The sequence below is a fragment of the Aerosakkonema sp. BLCC-F183 genome (assembly GCF_041929145.1).
In the GTDB taxonomy this organism is placed as follows: domain Bacteria; phylum Cyanobacteriota; class Cyanobacteriia; order Cyanobacteriales; family Aerosakkonemataceae; genus Aerosakkonema.
The window spans coordinates 1-21,187 of the sequence record NZ_JBHFNU010000018.1 but is presented as its reverse complement, the minus strand read 5'-3'; the positions used below and the strand labels follow the sequence as shown (position 1 = coordinate 21,187).

Below are 21,187 nucleotides of genomic sequence, written 5' to 3'. Positions count from 1 at the left end.
TATAAGTAGGAGTCAAAGGGCAACCAGTGTGCCTGGAAGCAAGCAGTTCGATCGTCCTTACCGTTGGAAAAGCTTTACCAGTTTGTCCATCATGCTCAAAAGAGATTACATGGCAGCGAATGCTGAAAAGTCTACTCATACACAGACGCCTCTACAGTTGCTATTATTTGTAGACCAGCGTCCCAGTTCTCAGGAACAAATCCAGCGACTGCACAAGTATCTCGAAGATTTAAAGAACGACTATCCTTTTGAGCTAGAGGTTGTTGATGTCGGCGAACAACCATATTTAGCCGAACACTTTAAACTGGTAGCAACCCCAGCTTTAATCAAAATTCATCCTCCCCCTCGACATATCATCGCTGGCACTAATTTGGTCGCTCAACTGGCAGACTGGTGGCCGCGCTGGAAACAGTCGATGGATGAATATCAAAACCTAGATGGGGAATCTTGGCCAGCAGGTACAGATCGCGCCGATACACGTTCCTTTGCTCACGTTGCAGAACTGATCCGCATTTCCGAAGAAATTTTTCGCCTCAAACAGGAAAAAGAAGAACTGCAACAGCAATTGCAGTTCAAAGATCGAATCATCGCTATGCTGGCCCACGATCTCCGCAATCCCCTCACAGCCGCTTCGATCGCACTAGAAACCCTAGAAACCAACTCCGATCTAAATAACCGCAACTCGCCTCGACTGACACCAGCCTTAGTAAATCAGTTAATTAAACAAGCCAGGAACCAAACTCGCGCGATCGAGCGCCTAATCGTCGATATTCTGCAAGGATCGCAAGGAAATAACGGTTCTCTGAAGATAGTGCCTCAAAAGGTAGATTTAGGAGAACTTTGTCAGGAAGTGCTAGAGTGCCTCAAACACAGGTTTGCAATGAAATCCCACCAGATCGAAACAGATATTCCCAAAGATCTGCCTTATGTTTATGCCGATCCAGAACGAGTGCGTCAGGTGCTGGTAAACTTATTGGACAACGCCAATAAATATACACCCCCTGGTGGAACCATTCAAGTTTCCGTTCTCCACCGCACAGCGCAGAAAGTACATTTGACTGTATGCGACACTGGGCCCGGAATTCCAGAGGAAAATCGCGATCGCATTTTTGAAGAACGCTATCGACTCAAACGCGACGAAGCTTTAGATGGATATGGCATCGGTCTATCCCTGTGTCAAAGAATTATTCGATCTCATTACGGTCGTATTTGGGTAGACTCCGTTCCCGACAAAGGAAGCTGCTTTCACTTCACGTTGCCGGTTTACCGATAATGAAAGTCAAAACTCAAAATTTCTCCTCTTCCCTAATCCCTAATCCCTAATCCCTAACCCCTAATCCCTAACCCCTATCCCCTAACTATATTTCTGAGAGCATTGATAATCTGAAAGTTAGCTTCGGGAAAAGTATATAAGTCTAACTCATCTAATGTGACCCAACGAACTTCATCGCATTCCAAAGGCTGCGGTTCGCCGTTGGTGTGGCGGCAGTGATGTACCGTAAGAGTGACGGCAAATTGACTGTAAATGTGATCGATCGCCATCAAGCGATCGCCTACCTGAATTTCAATACCTAACTCTTCCCAAATTTCCCTTTTGATACACTCTTCCACAGTTTCACCAGGCTCTATTTTGCCACCCGGAAATTCCCATAAACCTCCCATTAAACCACCCTGACGGCGTTTGTCAATTAAAATTTGTCCTCGGTCGTTCCAAATGACAGCAACACCAATAAACTTATGGGGTAAAGACATACAGATTGGGGATTGGGTTTAGGGCTTCGGGCTTGGAAAAGAAGGAAAGAGCGAGAGTTTCAGTAATTAATAACGTCCTAACTGACTTTCATAGGTTGCTATAAACTTAATTGTATTTTCTGTTAAAAATTAGTTTCCAAATCACAATAATCGGCAGAGCTATTTTACAGCCCGCCGATCGGTTGATGATGGCCAGATCGCGAATATCCGCGTGCCAATCTGAAGCCAACTTACTACTCAGCTTCTGAAGCATTGGCTTCAGCCGCCGAGAAAGATCTTTCAAAAGCCATACGCTGTTCTGCATTGCGGAGAAAATATCCACTAATCATCGCCGAAGCCAACAGCCGACCGAGATGTTCCCGACTCGTAGTAATCGTCACCCCAAAATGTTCTGACGGTAAGTTACCCAACAGACCGATAATATTCCGTTCCATCACTTGATAGACATCTCCGGAAGATGGTCTGGAAAGCTGTGCCATAGTTTCTGGGCTCATAGACTGGACATACTGCCAGAGCCAATTGTTACCTGACTCCGACTCATTGCCAAACAACTCTGGGCCTTGACTGGATGATTTGTTCACTTTTTACCTCTGTAGCAGTTGGGAGCTTTTGATTTGACTAGCTAACAGCAGCTTGTTATTCAAAAAATCGGATGCAGATTATTAATTGCTTCTGAAGACTAATTTAGCAGTTCGCTCTTGACAGTGAAGTCGCTTTAACCGAACCACAAATTCCGGATTTTCCACCCCTACCTAACATTGGCGATCGACAAACAGCTATATCTCTGTTTACCTCTTCTGATTGTGAATGACAAGTTCCTAACTGGCGATAAATTCATCTATATCTCCTTTGCGCTTGCGAAGCTTACTCAATGCTTCTCTTTCGATTTGCCGTACTCTTTCCCGGCTAATGTTGAGGAGATCGCCAATCTTTGCCAAGGTTAAAGCTTGTCCGTCTTCCAGACCAAACCGCATCGCCAACACCTGCCTTTGTTGAGGTGTTAGATCCGCCATCAGCTTTTCTAAATCTGTCTGAAGAGCAGACTGGATGGCAAATTCCTCCGGAGAAGCACCCGTATCCTCCAACAGTTCTCCCAGCTCCGTATCCTGATTATCTCCCACCCGCAAATCTAGGGACAAAGGCTGACGTGCCTTTTCCAAGTACTCCCGGACGTGCTTCGGGTCTAATTCCAACTCCTTGGCCAATTCCGCAGCAGTCGCAGCGCGTCCTAACTGTTGAGACAGTTGGCGCTGAACTTTTTTAATTTTATTTAGCTTCTCCGTGATGTGGATAGGCAGCCTAATCGTGCGCCCTTTTTCAGCTATAGCGCGAGTGATTGCCTGACGAATCCACCAATAGGCATAAGTAGAAAACCGATATCCTTTAGTCGGGTCAAATTTTTCAACCCCTCGCTGCATACCGATGCTGCCTTCCTGAATTAGATCCAACAAGTCAACATTGCGCTTGATGTACTTCTTGGCTACCGACACTACCAGTCGCAAATTAGCTTCAACCATTTTGCGCTTAGCGTTTTCACCTTCTTTAATCTGTCGATCGAGTTCTGCTTGGGACAGCCCACATTGTTGCGCCCACTCAGCTAGAGTAGGTTCTTGGCCCAACTCAGCTGCTAGCGCCTCTCTCTGAGCTTGCAATGCTGCCCAGCGCTGTACTTGTTTGCCATACAAGATCTCCTGCTCGTGGGTGAGTAGGGGAACCCGACCTATTTCACGCAGGTAGGTACGCACAAGATCTGTAGAAGTCTGAGCGGTCTTCATGGCGCTTTCTGGGTAGAAATATTAATAATTGTAACGTTTATTAGCAAGATTTGTACACTTCTCCAAACATATTGCTGGTGTCCTTTAGCTCCACAAACAGAGAACAGTACTTAGAGATTAACCATATAATGCAGTTAAGAATTGCATTCTGCTACACCAGGACGACGCCAAGAAAGTAAAATTTTTTAACAATCGGCACCATATCCTTCAGGGAGCGGGGGAGCAGGGGGGCAGGGGGGCTTTCGGAGCGGGAGATTTCAAATTTCAGATTTATCAAAATTTGAAATCTGAAATCTAAAATCTGAAATTCTCTTCCCTCTCCCTCTTCCCTCTCCCTTTCCCTCTTCCCTCTTCCCGACGCCCTAGACCCGACGCCCTAGCCCCTAATCCCTTTCTTTTGACTTTTGACTTTTTCTAGCCTCTGGTTTCTGACCTCGGTGAGTGCAAAAATAATCCTGACTTATTTTTGAGTGGGAGTTACATACAGCATGACAATTCATACCACACTACAGCGTGCTTTTGAACAAGGCCGTGCCCTCAAAATTATTAGCGGCTTGAATAATTTCGATCCAGCACGAGTAGCAGCGACCGTGAAAGCAGCAGACAAAGGTGGCGCGACCTTTGTGGATATTGCTGCCGATGCAAACTTGGTGAAGATGTGCCGCGAACTCACCGAGTTGCCCATCTGCGTTTCCGCAGTCGAACCCCAGCTATTTGTCCCAGCTGTAGCAGCTGGTGCCGACCTCATCGAAATTGGTAACTTCGATAGTTTCTACGCGCAAGGGCGTCGATTTGAAGCAGCTGAAGTATTGGAAATTACACAAACTACGCGATCGCTCCTTCCCCAGATTACCTTATCAGTGACCGTTCCTCATATTCTCCAACTGTCCGAACAAGTGCAATTGGCAGAAGCCCTAGTCAAAGCCGGTGCCGATATCATCCAGACAGAAGGTGGAGTAAGTGCCACCCCAACTCATGCCGGAACATTGGGTACGATCGAAAAAGCAGCTCCCACCCTAGCCGCAGCCTATGAAATTTCCCGTGCCGTTTCCGTGCCGGTGCTTTGCGCCTCTGGAATATCCAGCGTCACAGCACCCCTAGCCATTGCCGCCGGTGCTGCCGGTGTCGGCGTTGGCTCAGCTGTCAACCGCTTGAACAGCGAAATCGCTATGGTAGCTGCTGTCCGCAGTTTAGTAGAAGCATTGGCGACCGTCAATCGTTCCCGCCTTTGGGTCTAGTAGTCTCTAATCCCTAGTTTTGAGGAGTTCGCGAAACCCGGTTTTTGTCAAAAACCGGGTTTCTCGTCAACAACAACGCATCAGTTTTCTCTCGCCGATGCCATCGCCCATAAGCTTTGAGCAGTCTCAGCAAACATTGTTTCGGCTAAAACATCTTTCAAAGCGTAAACCACCTGTTCTTGCTGCGTCAAAGACAATTCTGGGAAAATCGGCAAAGACAAAACTTCAGCACACGCCTGCTCGACAGCTGGCAATTGACCGGCTTTGTAGCCCAAACTTTCGTACACAGGCTGGAGATGCAGTGGTAGGGGATAGTAAACCATTGTATTGATTCCCCGCTTCTGCAACTGGCTGCGTACTGAGTCGCGTAAGGAACTTTGAATTTTCAGGTATAAGTTTTCAGTTGAACTGGTAGATGGGAAATCTTCTTTTCCTTTAGCTATTACCCGAATGGTGTATTGATTCCAGACACTTTCACCTCCATTGAGTGCTTGAGGTAAAGAAATTCCCGAAATCGGTGCAAGTAAATTGTGGTAATTAGCCGCCGTTTGAGTGCGTTGAGCGTTCCAAGTATCGAGATAGCGCAATTTAACTAGGAGAATAGCAGCTTGGATAGTATCTAAACGACTGTTAACGCCGATCGCTTCGTGGTAATATCGACTGCTGCTACCATGCTCTCGCAGCATTCGGATTTTTGCCGCTACGTTCGGATCGTTGGTAGTTACTGCACCACCATCGCCACAAGCCCCCAAATTTTTAGTGGGGAAGAAACTAAAACAGCCGATATGTCCGATGCTACCGATTTTGCGACCCGCCCACCCTGCGCCCGTAGCTTGAGCGCAGTCTTCTATTACTGCCAAACCGCGAGATTCTGCTATTTCCATCAAGCGCGTCATATTGACTGGTTGCCCAAACAAATGCACTGGCAGAATGGCCTTAGTTTTGTTGGTAATAGCAGCTTCCAACTTCTCGACATCTAAATTGAAAGTTTGGGGGTCAATATCTACAAATACTGGCGTTGCGCCAACTGTACTGATTGCCTCCGCTGTGGCTATAAACGTAAAAGGCGTCGTAATCACTTCATCGCCAGCGCCAATATCCAAAGCTCGTAATGCGAGGTAGAGGGCGTCGCTGCCAGAATTGCACGCTACGCAATGGGAAACGCCTATGTAATTGGCAAACTGTTGCTCAAAACTCTCCACCGGAGAACCGCCGATGTATCGGCCAGAAGCCAGCACTTCCAATACAGCTGCGTTTATTTCTTTCTCAAGGTTTTTGTACTGACGTGCCAAGTCAACAGGGGGAATGTTATTCACTCGCCTACCACGAAGTTTTAGTTTTTACTACTACAAGTCCCGGATAGCCCGTCAGCCCCGCAGTTGTCTCTGCAAGGTGAATGGTTTTCTCGGTGTATATTTTCCAACGGTTATGGTAGATTATCTTAGGCGAGAAAAGTGTCTTGTCAACTGGTTGTGACAATCTGCCCCAGGCGCAGCTAAATATAAGCCTTTAAATGCTTGATTTGGTGCGGTTTTAAATATTACTGCGCCGAATGACGTTGTAAAATAGGAAGTCATCGCAAATAGTTCTCGCAAATAGTTCGATCGCACCTCAAACCCCCAAGCCAGTGGATTTAGCTAAATTCGACCCCACAAACTTCACTTGGGCATTAGGACTCATCGCCTTTGCCATCGGTTTATCTGCTTGGGAAAAGTTGGGCTTGGAATGGCCTCTGGCGATCGCGACAGGTCGCACTATCCTACAATTGCTGGGAGTTGGGTTTGTACTGGAGGTGGTTTTCGCTCAGCCAAACCCCATACTGGTTATCGCAGTTTTGTTTGTAATGCTGATAATTGCTACTAGGGTAGCTAAAAGTCGCATTGGTGACAAAATTCCCCAAATGTTACCCGTCGTGGGAGGTTCGCTTTTACTCAGTACTGCCCTGACGCTAGTCTACGTCAATTTTTTGGTGATTAAACCGCAAATTTGGTACGAACCGCAGTTTCTGATTCCGTTTGCAGGTATAGTACTGGGAAATGCTATGAACGGCGCTGCTTTAGCCGGTGAACGTCTCGTCAGTAGCCTCAAAAGCACGCGCCTGGAAATTGAAACTCACCTCAGTTTGGGTGCTACTCCTCAACAAGCAGTAGCGCAGTACCGCCAAGAAGCGATTAAAGCCGCAATGATTCCCAACCTGAATACCATGACGGTTGTGGGTTTAGTGACATTGCCAGGAACTTTCACAGGTCAGATATTGGGCGGTGTCAGTCCCTTCATTGCGGCATTTTACCAGATGTTGATTTTGGTGATGCAGGCCAGCGCTACCCTGATTACTGCTTTTTTGATTACGCAGGGAATTTGTCGGCAAGTTTTTAACTCCGATGCACAACTAAAAATTTAAGAACACCGCAATTCATCTGTGTTTATCTGTTTGCATCTGTGCTTAAGAATATGCAATATTTTTTTTATTTTTGCCATTTGGCGCAGCAATATTTAAAGCATCGCCAAATGAATTTTTAGATTGTGTCCGGTTGCATCGGTAGTCTAAGACTGATGCTCTCATATTATCTGTGCGAGAGCGGGGGTAAAATTTTTACCGCAGATGAAGACAGATAAGAAATCAGATACGAACACATTTTTTTCAACCGATGCGACTGGATATGATATGAAAGTCAAAAGCCAAAAGGCAAAGAGAGAGGGAGGAGGGAGACGAAAAAGGAAAAGGGAAAAGTCAATAGACATCTCCAGAAAAGAATCTCTCTCGGCAGGCAGGATGCCTACCCCACAAGAATTTGTGGAGATGTCTAATATATTAATTCTCGCACTCCCCCTTTCCTCCCCACTCCCCGTCCCTCTTGTTTTTGACTTTTGACTTTTGACTTTTGACTTTTTTAGCCTCTAGCTATAATTTTTATCTCGGTTTGGGAACATACCTACCAATCAAAGCACGATTGTGATCGTAAATTTCTAGAGGTACGCGAGCATTTTCGCTAATTGCTTCCAATGCAGCTTGTAAGGTTTTTAAATGATCGTCTACACCAGCAAGAGTATTAGCGTCGCCATTCAAACCGGCAGTCATAGCAGTCCTTCTCACGCTGTTGACATAAGCAGGCGTTAGATAAACCTTGATTCCTTGAAGATTAATGGTATGGTCGCAAATTTTGGGTACGCCAGCACAAGTTTTATTGAGATCGCCTGTAGCTTTTTGCACAATTAAAGCTACCTGCAATTTAGCTTGTGCTTGTCTTAAAGAATTGATGTAACTTTCACTCAGCGGCTGAGCTTGTGAGTAGTAATAAGTACCAGTAGGTACTTGTTGGGCGTAGGTGGAAGCTCTGCGCCAAGTCGCGACAGCTTGGGTCAATTGGTTCTGTTGCTCCAAATTTTTGGCAAGGTCACCAATTGTAATGGCTTGATTGTAAATTTTAGCGGCATTCTCTTCTTGGTTTTTGCGATCGCGCACTGCGGTAAAATTTGGCTGATAGCTGGCAATTAATTGCTGCGCCTCCTGGTAAAATGTTGTGGTTTTGGGAATGGAAGAAAGAGAAGCGATCGCTGCTTGCCAAGTTGACTCAACTTGTCGCCAGTGACCTAAAGTTTTGGCTACGCCTTGACGCACTTCCGCTAATTGAGCCGTTTCTTTGCCATTTGCCAGTTTGATTTCAGCTTGTTGCTCTTGCTTAACTCGTCCATCGATAGCGGCTAAATTGTCTTGATATTCGGTTAATTTTTGTTGAGCTAGAGGATAAATCAAGCTATTTTTGGGAATTTGTTTAACGGCAGCGATCGCTTCTTTCCAAACAGACTGTATTTCTTGCCACTTTTGGACTGAATGAGGAGGGTTTTGGCTTGTTTGAGAGGCAAATTTTGCCTTATCCATAGCCTTTAAAATTATGTCTATTTTAGTAACAACTCCTTTGTAAATTTGCAACTGTAACTGCGCTGAAGAGCGATCGCCAGACCAAGGGGGAATGCTTTCCAACTCCTGAATCGCTTTCGAGAGTTTTTCTTTTCCCAGATTGATATCTTGCTCGTTTTTTGCATCTCTGAGGGTTTGTGCTGACTCTCGACTGAGCTGCTTGGCGGTTTGGATGGGTGTACATTCTCCGAATACGCAAGGACGAGTTAAGGCGTAAATAAAACCTACAATCGCTACTGCTGCTACTCCAACCCCAATTTTGGATGCGGACTGGGGCAGTTTAAATTGCCGTCTGCGGCGACGCAAAACTCGATTGCGTTTCGGCATTTCGGGGTCGGGTCTGGAATCGATCGCAGCTTCTTCTAAAGGTAAATCTTCTATGGCATCGGATCTGTTCGATCTTAAGGTAGATGCGGCAGTTGCTTCGCTGTGATTAGGTGTAGTTTCATCATGAAAAATCGAGCTATCGGGCGATCGAGATGATTGCGGAGCGGATTTTTGCGATTTTAAGCTGGATGCTGGTGCAGTTTCGGTGCGCGGGTCTGGACTTTCTTCGTCAAAAATCGAGTTCCAGGACGATCGAGATGGTTGCGGAGCGAATTTTTCCGATCTTAAGCTGGATGCGGCTGCTTCGGTGGACGAGTCTGCGGTTTCTTCATCAAAAATCGAGTTCCAGGGCGATCGAGAATCATCTCGATCCGATGTTAAGGTCGATGCAGCAGTTGCTTCGGTGCGATCGTCTGGTGTTTCTTCATCAAAAATCGATTTCCAGGGGGATGGCGATACGGGAGGATCGTCGCTTTCCTCTTCCCATCCAAACATATTGCGATCGGCATCCTCCCAAGAGGGCAATTTTTCCAATTTAAACTCGTGGGCGGCAAAAGGTTGCCTTTGTCCCGCCGCTCTCAAGAAAAGCCGTACTTGCTGAATTTGTTCCCACACTGGGTTCGGGAATGCTACCTGTAGCGCTTCAATAGTTTCCTGTAGCACTCTGAAAATGGGCTGCGCTTCGGTAATCACCGGATTGGGGTCTTGAGCCAATGTTACCAAAGTGCGATCCTGAAGAACGCACTTAACCTGAATGGGAACTTCTATTGCTAACTCTGAGTTCAAGCTGTCTTGCAAAAGTTGCCCCAGTGTTTGTAAATCATTTTTCCGATCGGTTGTTTCCATTTGCTATCACCCTTTGATTTGAGATTTTGGATGCGAGGATTTTCACTTTGAAGTTGGGACTTGGGATAGATGATTTTTTCTGATTTTAGAAGTTTCACAAAAATATCTCCGGAATTACGTACCTAAAAATACTAAAAAATCTCCACATTTTAGGTGGGCATAAATGGCGATCGACTAATAAATCAATATTTACAAATACGCTCATCCCTCTAATTCCTTGGGTGTAGGTAATCTTCGCTCCATCCCTCTATGATTTGTTTGACCGTCTTTTTTTTGTTTGCTGCTTATGAGTAGATTTGATGCAATCTTCGTTCGCTTATCCTGATATGTAATACCTTAGTTTTCACGATCGTAATATCTACACAACATCTAAAGCAGTATGTTACCATGAACATGGTTGCTGACCCACCCGAAGGACTGAGAGGCTACCTAGATAAATAAGTATCAAAAGTATGTACTCGGCAGAAATCGGGAAAGAACCAAGCCTAGCCGATCGCCAGTAGGAAGCTCCAACTATAACGCAGTTTAGCTGGAGTACTTCACAGTAGAGGATAAGGCATATTTCGTTTTGTGCAACTCCCCGATCCTGATGTCTGCAAACACTCCCCTATCTGAACAAGTTGTACTGATTACCGGCGCTTCTGCTGGTATTGGCGCTGCTTTGGCGCAAGTTTTAGCCAAAAAGTTTCCTGGCATTCGATTGGTGCTGGCGGCGCGTAACCGGGCAAAGCTGGATACGGCTGCCACATACTGTAGCAAAGCTGGGGCAGAAGTTTTGGTTGTTCCCACGGATATGTCGTCGATCGAGCAGGTGGAAGCTTTGGCTAGATCTGCTATCCTGCGATTCGGTAGGGTGGATGCTTTGGTGAATAATGCAGGTTACGGTCAAATGGGGCCGATCGAATTGATTCCATCTGAATTGGCGCGGCGGCAATTTGAGGTGAATTTGCTTGGGCCATTAGCTTTGACTCGTGCTTTGATACCTGGGATGCGCGATCGCGGCGGTGGCAGAATCGTCAATATTAGTTCTTTAGGAGGAAAACTGGCGTTTCCTTTTGGGGGTATGTACAGTTCCTCGAAATTTGCTTTGGAAGGGCTCAGCGACGCTCTCCGTATGGAACTGGAACCTTTCAATATCAAGGTCAGCGTCATCGAACCCGGGCCGGTGACTACCGATTTTTTTGATGTTGTTGCTCAAGGAGTTGAGGAGACAATTCGCGATCCCGAACAGACTCCCTATCGCGCTGCTTTTAAGAATTTAGAAGGACTACAGCAACAAACTAGCAGTCGCGCTTGGACTTCCGAACGGGTGGCTGAAGTAATTGTGCGATCGCTTACAGATCCGCGTCCCCGTCCGCGCTATATCGCTGCTACGGGCGGCGATTTCTTGCTGTTTATTATGACCAAAGTGTTTCCGACTTGGGCTGTAGACCGCTTCTGGCAAAGATTTTATGGCATCGATTTAGTAGCTCGTGAGTGGCAGGAACAGATGAAAAATAAAAATTAAAAATTAAAGAGGAAGGAAAAAATTAACTAATTTACATCAAAGATGTGGAAAAAGTGGTAAAGTAAAAGTGAAGAAGATTTCTTTCCTCTGTGATTTTTAATTAATATTTTGATATGGACTTATTAGAGTATCAGGCAAAAGAATTATTTCGCGAAATCGGTATTCCCGTTTTGCCTTCCCAAAGAATTGACAGGCCCAGAGATTTAAAGGGATTGAAAATACCCTATCCGGTGGTACTGAAGTCTCAAGTGCCAGCAGGGGGAAGGGGAAGAGCAGGCGGAATTAAGTTTGTAGAAAATACGATCGATGCCATCGCAGCCGCGCAAACCATTTTCCATCTGCCGATTATGGGACAATACCCAGAGGTGTTGCTAGCAGAAGCCAGATACGATGCAGAAAGGGAATTTTATCTAGCTGTGGCTCTAGATTGTACGCTTCGCCGCCCCGTGCTTTTGGGTTCTCCTAAAGGAGGCATAGATGTGGAAGCGGTGATGGAACAAATGCAGCAGGTGGTAGTAGAGCAAGAATTTTCCCCATTTTACGCTCGGCGGTTAGCCCTGAAGATGGGATTGCAAGGCAATTTGATTCAGTCGGTCAGCGATATCCTCCAAGCTATGTACAATTTGTTTATCCAGAAAGACTTGGATTTAGTGGAAATCAATCCTCTAGGTGTGAGTCCGAATGGAGAAGTGATGGCTTTGGACGGTAAGGTGACTGCCAACGATTGTGCTTTGCAACGCCATCCGGATTTAGCTATACTGGCGACCAAAGTAAGGCGGGGGAAACCGCATCTGTGCGGTCATTGTGGAGAAACGCCTGCACCGGTTAGCGAAGATTTATGGCAACTGGAAGGAAATATCGGTATAGTCTGCAATGGCACCGGTTTGGCGATGGCAACTTTGGATTCAGTTTACCAAGCGGGAGGAAAGCCAGCTAGCTGCTTGAATGTGGGTGAAGAAGTTCCCAGTAATGTAGCGACAACGCTGTGCGATCGCTTGGAAAGGGGTTTGGAAACGATCGCACACGAAAATAATATCAAAGTCTTGCTCGTGAATATTTTGGGTGGCGTGACTTCCTGCGATGAACTTGCTGGGGCTATTTCCAACTTCGTACAACGAAATTACGGTGAGGGGCTGGTTTCGCCTTTACCCAGCGGACGTGTGCGCCGTCCCCGCCAAGATAGCACAGAAACGGGCAACGGTTACAACCCCTATTTTGTCGTGCGTTTGGCCGGTAGCGAGATCGATGCAGCAAAAGAGCGTTTGGGGGCGCTGGGAGTGTCTGTAGTTGATAATTTGGATGAAGCAGTATCGCAAGCAGTAGCTTTGACAAAGCCTTCTGGTAAGCGTTCTTGATGTAGGGGTTAGGGGTTAGGGGTTAGGGGTTAGGGGTTAGGGGTTAGTGGTTAGGGGTTAGGGGAAAGAGGGAGGAGGAAAAAGGGAAAAGGGAAAAGAAGAAAGGAGAAAAGAATGCAATTAGTTCTGGAACAAATTATCGTGCAACCAGGGCAACAATTGTTGCTGAAAGATATTAGCTGGCAACAATTTGAAACTATTTTAGAGGAATTGGGAGAAAGTCGCGCTGCAAGACTTTCTTATAGTGATGGGTGGTTAGAAATTATGGTGCCTCTACCAGAACATGAAAAAGATAAAGAAATTATCGGCGATTTGGTTAAAATTTTGTTAGAAGAGATGGCGATCGATTTTGAAGTTTTGGGTTCGACAACTTTTAAAAGCGATCGCATGAGGGAGGCAGTGGAAGCAGACACTTGTTTTTATATACAAAATTATGCGGCTGTTATCGGTAAAAATAGTTTGGATTTGACTGTCGATCCGCCGCCAGATTTAGCCATCGAAATTGATATAACTTCTCGAAGTAAGTTTGATAACTATCGGCGTTTGGGCGTGCCGGAATTGTGGCGATATACGAGACGCGGATTGTCAATTAACTTGTTGCAAGAAGGCAATTATGTAGTTGCCGATCGCAGTCCAAATTTTCCCGATATTCTTATTATAGAATTGATTAACGAATACGTACAAAAAAATCTAACTGTGGGGAGAAGCGCAACTATTAGAGCTTTTAGGAATTGGGTAAGGGAAAATTTGGGGTAAATAAATATGAGATATTTGGAGACCGGGTTTGTATGTACTTGACTCATATGAAAACTGTTGTATATAGAATGCGATCGAACTTTTGATATCCAGCAGCAACTTAACGGTGAATTATCGAATAATGATAGAATTATTCCAGACTAAAACTCGGCAAATCGTATTGTCGATGAAGTTGAACAAAGCAACAATAATTTAGATGCTTTGGTCGGTGCAGTCAACTACCCAGTTAAGTAGGTGCAACAGGAAATACCAGTGATTGAAGCGGGACAAGAGGAAACAGCTAAAATTCAAGCTGAAAATCTGGGAAAATTAGTTAAATTTATTAATAAGCCGAAATCTGAATAAGTGTAACCGTTAGGCGTTTTGTAATGAATGTAAAGCCAGACAGCAAAGTTTTAATCCAAGGTATCACCGAACCGCTTGCTGCTATCCACGCTGCTAAGATGAAAGCTTACGGCACTAATGTCGTTGCTGGGGTAAGTCCGGGACAGGGGGGACAAACGGTACAGGATATCCCTGTGTTCGATTTGGTGGAACAAGCACTGCCGATAACTGGCTCGATCGACACTAGCATAATCTTCACTCCACCATACCTGGTATTGGATGCCGCACTAGAAGCGATCGCTGCTAATATTACGCAACTGATTATCGTCACCAGCGGTATTCCACCTCTGGATATAGTTTATCTGCTGAGAATTGCCGATGCTAACAAAACTCTAGTTGTTGGCCCTAACAGTATGGGCATTATAGTACCGGGAAAAATTTTGTTGGGCACTCATCCAAGTGAATTTTACACTCCCGGTACGGTGGGACTGATCAGCCGTTGCGGCAGTCTGACTTGCGAAGTTGCTTTGCAACTAAGCCAAGCGGGATTTGGACAATCGATCGGCGTTAATATTGGTAGTGATGCGATCGTTGGTTCTTCTCTTCGCCATTGGTTGCCAGTTTTAAATAAAGATGACAATACCAAAGCGATCGTTTTAGTCGAACAAATGGATGGCGATAGCGAAGAAACGATCGCTCCCTTTATTGCTGACGAAATTACTAAACCTGTAGTTGCTTACATTGCCGGACGCTACGCACCAACAGTAAAACGACAGCGCCGCGCCAGCGACTTGATTGTTTCTCAGCCAGTTATAGAGGATGAAATTAGCACGGCAGAAGCGAAAATAGCTGCTTTTGAAAAAGTCAAAATTCCCGTAGCGCAGCGCCCTTCTCAGATTCCCGAATTGGTGAAGAAAGCGCTTAAAAAATAGCCAAAAGGGAGCGGGGGAGCTAAAAGTCAAAAGTCAAAAGTCAAAAGTCAAAATTCCTCTCTCTCCCTCTTCCTGACGCACTAGCTATAAAGAAGAAGGTGCTGAAAAAAGCGATTTGGAAGCAGATTCACCTGCTTTTCGCAGTTTTTTCGTCAGCTGTAATGTTAACAATCCCAGGATACTCCACTGACCTAACAAGGATAGAAAAATTGTGGTAGCGCTGGCGTATTGCATACCAAGCCAGGGGAACCCAGAAAGCAGCCACAAACCAGGCATTTCATTGGGTGATATTCCCAGAAAAGCAAAACCTAACGGAGGCAATACAATCAATCCATTTATCGTAATAAGAGCCCACCAGAGGCGTTTTGGTGTTTTCATTAACATAATTTGTTGAGCGATCGCCGCACAAATTAAAATCGAATTCGCGCTCAAAATCAAAACTATCAGTGCTTGAATTTTGTACGGGCTTGGGATAACAAATATAATCCAACTGCCCCAAATTGCTGTTTTGATTGCCAAATTGAGTGCGATCGCTACCAGCACGGGACTTTTTTCTCCCCAAATCAAATCCTGCCATAAGGGATTAAAAATACCTGATGAAAAACTTGACCTCACAGATGCCGAATTCAGTTTTAATTTTTCATTTTTTATTCTTAATTGTTCGTAGCGAGCCCAATCTTGCAATTCCTGACGCTGCGGCGATAAAAGACCGATTAAATACACAAAGCAGAATAGATTTAAGCATTCCACAAATGCTATCAACTCAAACCAACGCCAATAATCGCTAGAATGTACCGAGTTTAAGTTTTCTCCTAGAAAAAACCCTAAAATGCAGAGTTCCAAACAAGCCATTAACCAGTAACTTTGACCTTTGCTTATCAAGGTAGCGCTTGGTTGGCGAAAGCGCCGATTTAATGCTTGCCACGACCAATAACCCCAGAATCCCAAATTCAGCAGTAAAAAGCCCATTAAAAGAGATATGTTAGTACCGATCGGTAAATAAAACCATTGGAAATTGCTGTTATAAATATCTTGTCTTTTTGCAGCATAGATAACAGCGCTGAGAATTTGCAACCAAGGCGATATAAATATCAAGGTGAAAAAGGTGAACGGCCAAGTAAAAAATCCCACCTGGAAAGACTGAAGCAGCATCATACTGTATAATAAGAAGCAACTTCCGCCTATGAGTAGATAAAAGCCAACAAGTAATCCGAAAGAAAATCCCGCTCCGATCGCAGATGCTAAATGTAAAGGAATAGCTAGCAGAATTCCTATATAAAGTAAAATAGGAGCGCCAAGGAGCTTACCAATTAAGATATTTTCGCTAGATTCGGGGCTCAATTTAATAAAGTTAAGTGTGCCGCGACGCTGTTCTTTGCCCACATCGCCGATCAGCATATGGACGCCACCGACTAATAGCACAAATGCGAAAATTAAACTCAGTTGATTAAATAAATCGAGCCACCAATTCTGCCAATCAATAAGAACGAACCCGGCAGGATTGACAAGGCATTGGAATTGTTTATCTTTTAGGCAATAATTGCTATAATTTTTGCTGCCAAAAACTTGTAGGTAGAAAGGCATAAAAATTAAGCACTGCGTCACCACAGATACAGCACCTGTTACTGCTAAATTGCGAAATTTGAGCCGTCCTTTTATTTCTCGGTATAGTTGCGGATTCCCATCACCTAATCTGTCTAACAAACGTAGGTTTTTCATGCTATTTTTTCTCAAATTATGTAAACTTAAAAATGGAGGTTTGCTGTTTTTTTGTAATTAACACAATGGCTCTTTGGCTTGATTGGGAAAAATGTTTTTTCTGTCCCAAATGTGGTAATGGTGGGTGACGGCACGGCAAATTAATTATCGGTTTTAACGCTGAAATTATTGCCGGTGCCTAACCCCCCTACGGTTAAATAACTGATGGCTGAAGGCTTTTTTTAAGCGCGACGATCGGCTAACAGCGCTTTGGTAGCAGATTCACCAGCTTGTTGCAATTGTCGGGACAATCGCATATTCAACAGTGCTAGGATGGCGAACTGTCCGAGAATTGCCATACATACAGTTGTAATTGCTGTATTTTCCATGATGGCAACCCAAGGGAAAGCGGAGAACAACCAAAGTGCAAAGGGTGGTTTTGCAGAACCGATCGACAAAACGGCAAAAACCAGAGGTGGCAAGACTATTGCCGCACCCAAAGCACCTGCTGCCCACACAGCTTGTTTCTGTATTCTCATGAATAGCATGAGTTGGGCGATCGCTCCATAAATGGCGATCGTACTCACCATCAGCGCTAAACTGAAAAGAGCTTCGCCTTTTTCTGCATCTTGAGGCCAAACGATAATCCAACAAATTAGGGGCAGACAGGCGACGATCGAATTAAGTACGATCGCCATTACGTTCGGGCTTTTTTCACCCCAGATCAAATCCTTCATTAAAGAAGGATTCCAGAACAACTTGCGATTCGCTGCTTTTTCCCGGCGATATCGCGCCCAATCTTGCAATGCTTGTCGGTGAGGTGAAAGTGCCACTATCAAACACAAAAACAGCAGCAAATTGAATACAAGTAGGCTATTCAAGTTATAAGATAACCAATTTGGAAAAGACTGCCATCGCGGCATTTTTTGGATCGCCAATCCCAAAATTACGGTTTCAAAACAAGCTGTCAGCAAGTAACTTTGTCCTTTGCTCAACATTGTTTTGGTGGGATTGGGAAAGCGGCGCATCAAAGATTGCCAAATCCAATAAGTCAACAACCCGCAATTCAATACAGTAAAAGCAACCGCACTGATAATGTTGCTACCTAAAGGCATAGAGAACCATTGCCAAGTTCCTATTTCTTCTGCTAAATAGGAAAATGTAGAGCGATAATCTCCAGAAATGCCTGAAACTAGATGCCAAAGCATCCAGCATGGAGACAACAAATTTAACAAATCTATCGGGTCGTGAGTGATGGGTTTAAAATTAGCAATCCACAGGAAAATGAATACACCTCCACTTGCCAACCAAGGTTGAAACCCGCTAAATGCGGAACTGAATAAACCGAATAGCATTGCGCCACTGTAGAATAACAGGCAGCTAACAGCGATAACTCCGTAGAAGGTTAAAATTAAACCTAAAGAGATGCCGCCGGAAATACCAGCCCACAGATGCAGAGGCACAGCTAAAGCAGCTACTGTATACAGTAAAACTGGAGATCCCAGTAGTTTACCCCCTAAAATGCTTTGGGTAGATTGGGGACTCAAGCGGATAAAGTTGAGCGTACCGCGACGATCTTCCTGTGCTAGATCGGCAACTATCATATAAGTGCCAATTACTAACAAACCGAAGATGGCGAACAAACTCAACCAGACAAAAACGTCTAGCCACCAAACTTGCCAATTAATGACGAAATTACCGGCAAAATCTTGGAAACATTGGTATGCCTGATAATATTCTTCCTTACCAGTGCAGTATCGGTTAGCGATCGGACCTGCGTAAGGTTTTTCTGTAGGAAGCTGGCCGTAGAAAGACATTAGCAGTAGCAGCTGACCTAGTAGGGAAATTCCGGCTGAGATCGCTATATTTCTCGTTTTTAGGCGACCCTTGATTTCCCGCAATAACTGCGGGTTTAAATCGCCGATTCTCTCTATCAAGTTAAGTTTCACGATCGAAATTCTCCCAAGACAATTTGATTGTTTTTTTCATTTCAAATCTACAATTTTCTATTTTAAGTTTCCGCACCTCCTGGCAGCAAAGCTCATTCCGAATTCTTTCTCCTTTTCCCCGACGCCCGACGCCTTTTTTTGACTTTTGACTTTTGACTTTCGCGTAGCGGCGTTAGGATGCTTGTTTGTGACCGAGTTTAAGGAAAATGGTTTCTAAATCTTCTTGGGTGCAGTGGAATTCGGTGAGGGGAATGCCAGCTTCAACGAGCGATCGCAATAACTTAGCCGAATCTTCCGGATTTCCAGAGAAATGAACTTGTACTTGCTTCGTTGCTGGCAATACCTCCCAATCTTCCACAAAAGAATAATTTTTCAGTTCCGCTACAAGTGCATCTGGGCTACCCAAGCTAGACATGACAATTTGCTGGCGACTGAGGCGGCGATAAAGTTCCTGTAGGGAACAACTTTCTACCAAATAACCCAGTTCCATGATTCCCACCGAGGTGCAGAGTTCGGCTAAGTCGCTGAGGACGTGGGAGGAAATCAAAATCGTCATCCCAGCTTCCCGCAGCGCCTTGATGATGTCCCGAAACTGCATTCTGGCAATGGGGTCCAATCCGGAAACAGGTTCGTCCAGCAGCAGTACGATCGGCTCGTGAATAATAGTTCTAGCAAGACTGAGCCGCTGTTTCATCCCTCTCGATAGGGTAGAAATTTGACTGTTGCGTTTATTAGTGAGTTGCACCAGTTCCAGAACATCGTACAGGCGCTGACTGCGGCGCGGTTCCCGCAAGCGATAAAGTCGGGCAAAATAGTCCAGATAATCCCAGACTGTGAGGTCGTCGTAGAGGGGAAAGTCATCCGGAAGGTAGCCCAGACGACGTTTGAGGGTAGGATTGCTTCGATCGCGCAACAAGCGATCGCCATTAATATAAATTTCCCCTATAGTTGGTTCCTCAGCAGCCGCCAACATCCGGATCAGCGTTGTTTTGCCAGCTCCGTTTGGCCCGATCAATCCGTAGACTTCTCCCGCTTCTATCTCTAAATCGATATCGTTGACGGCTATATGCCGGTCAAATTGCTTGGTCAGTCCACGGGTAGAAATCGCCAATTCCTTTGCCATAGGTTCTCCAATTTTAAGAGGGGTTAGAGGAGTGGGGGAGTGGGGGAGTGGGGGAGTGGGGAAGTCAAAAGTCAAAAGTCAAAAGTCAAAATTCCTCCCTCTTCCCTCTTCCCTCTCCCTCTCCTTCTTCCCGACGCCCGACGCCCGACGCCCTAGTCCCTTTTTTGACTTTTGACTTTTGCCTTTCTTAAATGTATTTCCGGACAAGTTGCATCCATGCACTCAATCCCCAGAAACCAGCAATCGTTCGTCAGGAATAATGTGGAAAATGACGACAATCGCGGAAAACATGGTATGCTCTGAGTCGAATCCGATTACGGTGTTGCCTTAACCGGTTCGCACAGGTCCTGTCCTCATCCTGATGAGGGATTAAAAGATGAGAGATTGAAAGATTAAAAATTGAAATATTACCGCTAATTTAACGTTTACTTACACCTTTTGACAGGCTCGTTGTCAAAATTGAAACCAAAATAGCCACAAATGGCATTTGTACCGATCGCTAAAATCTTTCCCAGGTAAGACTTACAGGCTGGTATCCTCCCAGGCCGATCGACTATCGAGCATTAAGTATAAGTATTTGGGAATACATACCATAATTTTTGCTAATTCGGCAATGGATTGCTGAGTTATTCACATTTTGTTACAACGGAGGAAGACTTTCTATAGACACAAAACTTTATGTTAGGTGGTCTGACTGGTTTTACTAATCCTGGTGGTGGCGATTGGGGCGAGCGGATGCTCAACACTGTCGCCAGCCAATCCATCCGCCACTTGTTCACTAAGAGCGAGTCTGTGGAGGTCTCTGTGCGCTGCTCTCCCTCCAGCAAACTGTTGCAAGGGAGCATCGACAGCTTTAAAATGAGCGGTCGCGGTTTGGTAATTCGCAGGGATTTCCCGGTTGAGGAGATGTCGTTTGAAACGGATGCGGTATCCCTGGACTTCAGCTCGATTTTGAAAGGTAAGATTACCCTGAAGCAACCCACGCAAGCGATCGCTTTAGTTACCTTATCGGAAGAAGGTATAAATCAAGCCTTTAAAGCGGAATTGGTGAGAAAGCGCCTCCAAAATCTTTCTCTGGACTCCTTAAACGAGCTGACGGGGGGAGAAGACGTTTCTTTTACAGAAGTGCAGCTGCAACTGGAGAACGGTAATCGCATTCGGCTGTTTGCCAAAGCGGAGCTACCCTCTAGCGGTACAGTACCGATTAGCATGACCATGACGCTGGGCGTCGAACGTCGTCGCCGCATTACTTTTAAAGACCCCCAGTTTCACCCAGATGGCGTACCGGAAGAGTTGCGAGAAACTTCTCAAACTTTGGCAAAGGCGCTGGCTGAGGTGTTGGATAACATGGTAGATCTCGATCGCTTCGACCTCGACGGCGTAACGATGCGAATCAACCGCTTGGAAACTCAAGGCAAAAAGTTGCTCTTCAGCGGCTACGCTCAAATCGAACATTTCCCCGGCGTCGGTTAAATAGACATCTCCAAAAATTCTTGTGGGGTAGGCATCCTGCCCTTTGAGATGTCTAATATAGTTAATTAAATTTTTGACATCCTCGCCGCCGTGAACGGACGGCGATTCCAGAAATCACTTTCTGGGTTTCCTCTTTCCACGACTCGGCTTACATTGAGGAGTTTCCTCACCAATGTAGAGGTCGATGTCTCCAGAGGCGTTTAACGTTCCCGT

At 45.3% G+C, this 21,187-nt stretch carries 16 protein-coding genes; 8 read left to right on the top strand and 8 right to left on the bottom strand.

Annotated features, from left to right (window positions below):
• Positions 1–109: 109 nt before the first annotated feature.
• Entirely contained in the window at positions 110–1,273 is a 1,164-nt protein-coding gene (locus ACE1CD_RS04845) for a histidine kinase (protein ID WP_374800712.1), read from the top strand.
• 74 nt (positions 1,274–1,347) lie between these two features.
• Here the strand turns inward: ACE1CD_RS04845 and mutT are convergent, their stop codons facing one another.
• The 3 genes from mutT to ACE1CD_RS04830 all read right to left on the bottom strand — a co-directional run bounded on the left by mutT (position 1,348) and on the right by ACE1CD_RS04830 (position 3,527).
• Positions 1,348–1,752, bottom strand: a complete 405-nt coding sequence (gene mutT, locus ACE1CD_RS04840; protein WP_374800494.1) for an 8-oxo-dGTP diphosphatase MutT — start codon at positions 1,750–1,752, stop codon at positions 1,348–1,350.
• A gap of 233 nt (positions 1,753–1,985) precedes the next feature.
• Positions 1,986–2,333, bottom strand: a complete 348-nt coding sequence (locus ACE1CD_RS04835) for a DUF760 domain-containing protein (protein ID WP_374800492.1) — start codon at positions 2,331–2,333, stop codon at positions 1,986–1,988.
• 237 nt (positions 2,334–2,570) lie between these two features.
• Complete coding sequence (locus ACE1CD_RS04830) at positions 2,571–3,527, bottom strand: RNA polymerase sigma factor, RpoD/SigA family (RefSeq protein ID WP_374821983.1); 957 nt, start codon at positions 3,525–3,527, stop codon at positions 2,571–2,573.
• Positions 3,528–4,015: 488 nt separating this feature from the next.
• On the opposite strand from ACE1CD_RS04830, the gene ACE1CD_RS04825 reads away from it, so the two are divergent.
• Positions 4,016–4,765, top strand: coding sequence for a DUF561 domain-containing protein (locus ACE1CD_RS04825; protein WP_374821980.1), 750 nt, complete (start codon positions 4,016–4,018; stop codon positions 4,763–4,765).
• Between the two features lie 80 nt (positions 4,766–4,845).
• On the opposite strand, the gene ACE1CD_RS04820 is transcribed toward ACE1CD_RS04825, so the two are convergent.
• The gene (locus ACE1CD_RS04820; protein WP_374821977.1) at positions 4,846–6,081 is read right to left on the bottom strand and encodes a DegT/DnrJ/EryC1/StrS family aminotransferase; all 1,236 of its coding nucleotides are present in this window, start codon (positions 6,079–6,081) and stop codon (positions 4,846–4,848) included.
• 311 nt (positions 6,082–6,392) lie between these two features.
• On the opposite strand from ACE1CD_RS04820, the gene fetB reads away from it, so the two are divergent.
• Positions 6,393–7,166, top strand: a complete 774-nt coding sequence (gene fetB / locus ACE1CD_RS04815; RefSeq protein WP_374800485.1) for an iron export ABC transporter permease subunit FetB — start codon at positions 6,393–6,395, stop codon at positions 7,164–7,166.
• Positions 7,167–7,676: 510 nt separating this feature from the next.
• Here the strand turns inward: fetB and ACE1CD_RS04810 are convergent.
• Complete coding sequence (locus ACE1CD_RS04810) at positions 7,677–9,857, bottom strand: hypothetical protein (protein ID WP_374800483.1); 2,181 nt, start codon at positions 9,855–9,857, stop codon at positions 7,677–7,679.
• Positions 9,858–10,446: 589 nt separating this feature from the next.
• Between ACE1CD_RS04810 and ACE1CD_RS04805 the strand changes: the two genes are divergently transcribed.
• The 4 genes from ACE1CD_RS04805 to ACE1CD_RS04790 all read left to right on the top strand — a co-directional run bounded on the left by ACE1CD_RS04805 (position 10,447) and on the right by ACE1CD_RS04790 (position 14,731).
• Positions 10,447–11,364 carry an SDR family oxidoreductase gene (locus ACE1CD_RS04805; protein WP_374821974.1) on the top strand — a complete coding sequence of 306 codons (918 nt, stop codon included), beginning with the start codon at positions 10,447–10,449 and terminating at the stop codon, positions 11,362–11,364.
• A 113-nt stretch (positions 11,365–11,477) separates the two neighbouring features.
• Entirely contained in the window at positions 11,478–12,719 is a 1,242-nt protein-coding gene (locus ACE1CD_RS04800; protein WP_374800479.1) for an ATP-grasp domain-containing protein, read from the top strand.
• 114 nt (positions 12,720–12,833) lie between these two features.
• Positions 12,834–13,475, top strand: a complete 642-nt coding sequence (locus tag ACE1CD_RS04795) for a Uma2 family endonuclease (RefSeq protein ID WP_374800477.1) — start codon at positions 12,834–12,836, stop codon at positions 13,473–13,475.
• A gap of 368 nt (positions 13,476–13,843) precedes the next feature.
• Positions 13,844–14,731, top strand: coding sequence for a CoA-binding protein (locus tag ACE1CD_RS04790; protein WP_374800475.1), 888 nt, complete (start codon positions 13,844–13,846; stop codon positions 14,729–14,731).
• Positions 14,732–14,815: 84 nt separating this feature from the next.
• Here the strand turns inward: ACE1CD_RS04790 and ACE1CD_RS04785 are convergent, their stop codons facing one another.
• From ACE1CD_RS04785 to ACE1CD_RS04775, 3 genes are all read right to left on the bottom strand, one after another.
• A complete protein-coding gene (locus ACE1CD_RS04785) occupies positions 14,816–16,450 on the bottom strand; it encodes a hypothetical protein (RefSeq protein WP_374800473.1) in 1,635 nt (544 codons plus the stop codon).
• A 221-nt stretch (positions 16,451–16,671) separates the two neighbouring features.
• Entirely contained in the window at positions 16,672–18,378 is a 1,707-nt protein-coding gene (locus ACE1CD_RS04780; protein WP_374800471.1) for a hypothetical protein, read from the bottom strand.
• A gap of 172 nt (positions 18,379–18,550) precedes the next feature.
• Complete coding sequence (locus ACE1CD_RS04775; protein WP_374821971.1) at positions 18,551–19,501, bottom strand: ABC transporter ATP-binding protein; 951 nt, start codon at positions 19,499–19,501, stop codon at positions 18,551–18,553.
• Positions 19,502–20,179: 678 nt separating this feature from the next.
• Between ACE1CD_RS04775 and ACE1CD_RS04770 the strand changes: the two genes are divergently transcribed.
• Positions 20,180–20,974, top strand: a complete 795-nt coding sequence (locus ACE1CD_RS04770) for a DUF2993 domain-containing protein (RefSeq protein ID WP_374821968.1) — start codon at positions 20,180–20,182, stop codon at positions 20,972–20,974.
• Positions 20,975–21,187 lie beyond the last annotated feature (213 nt).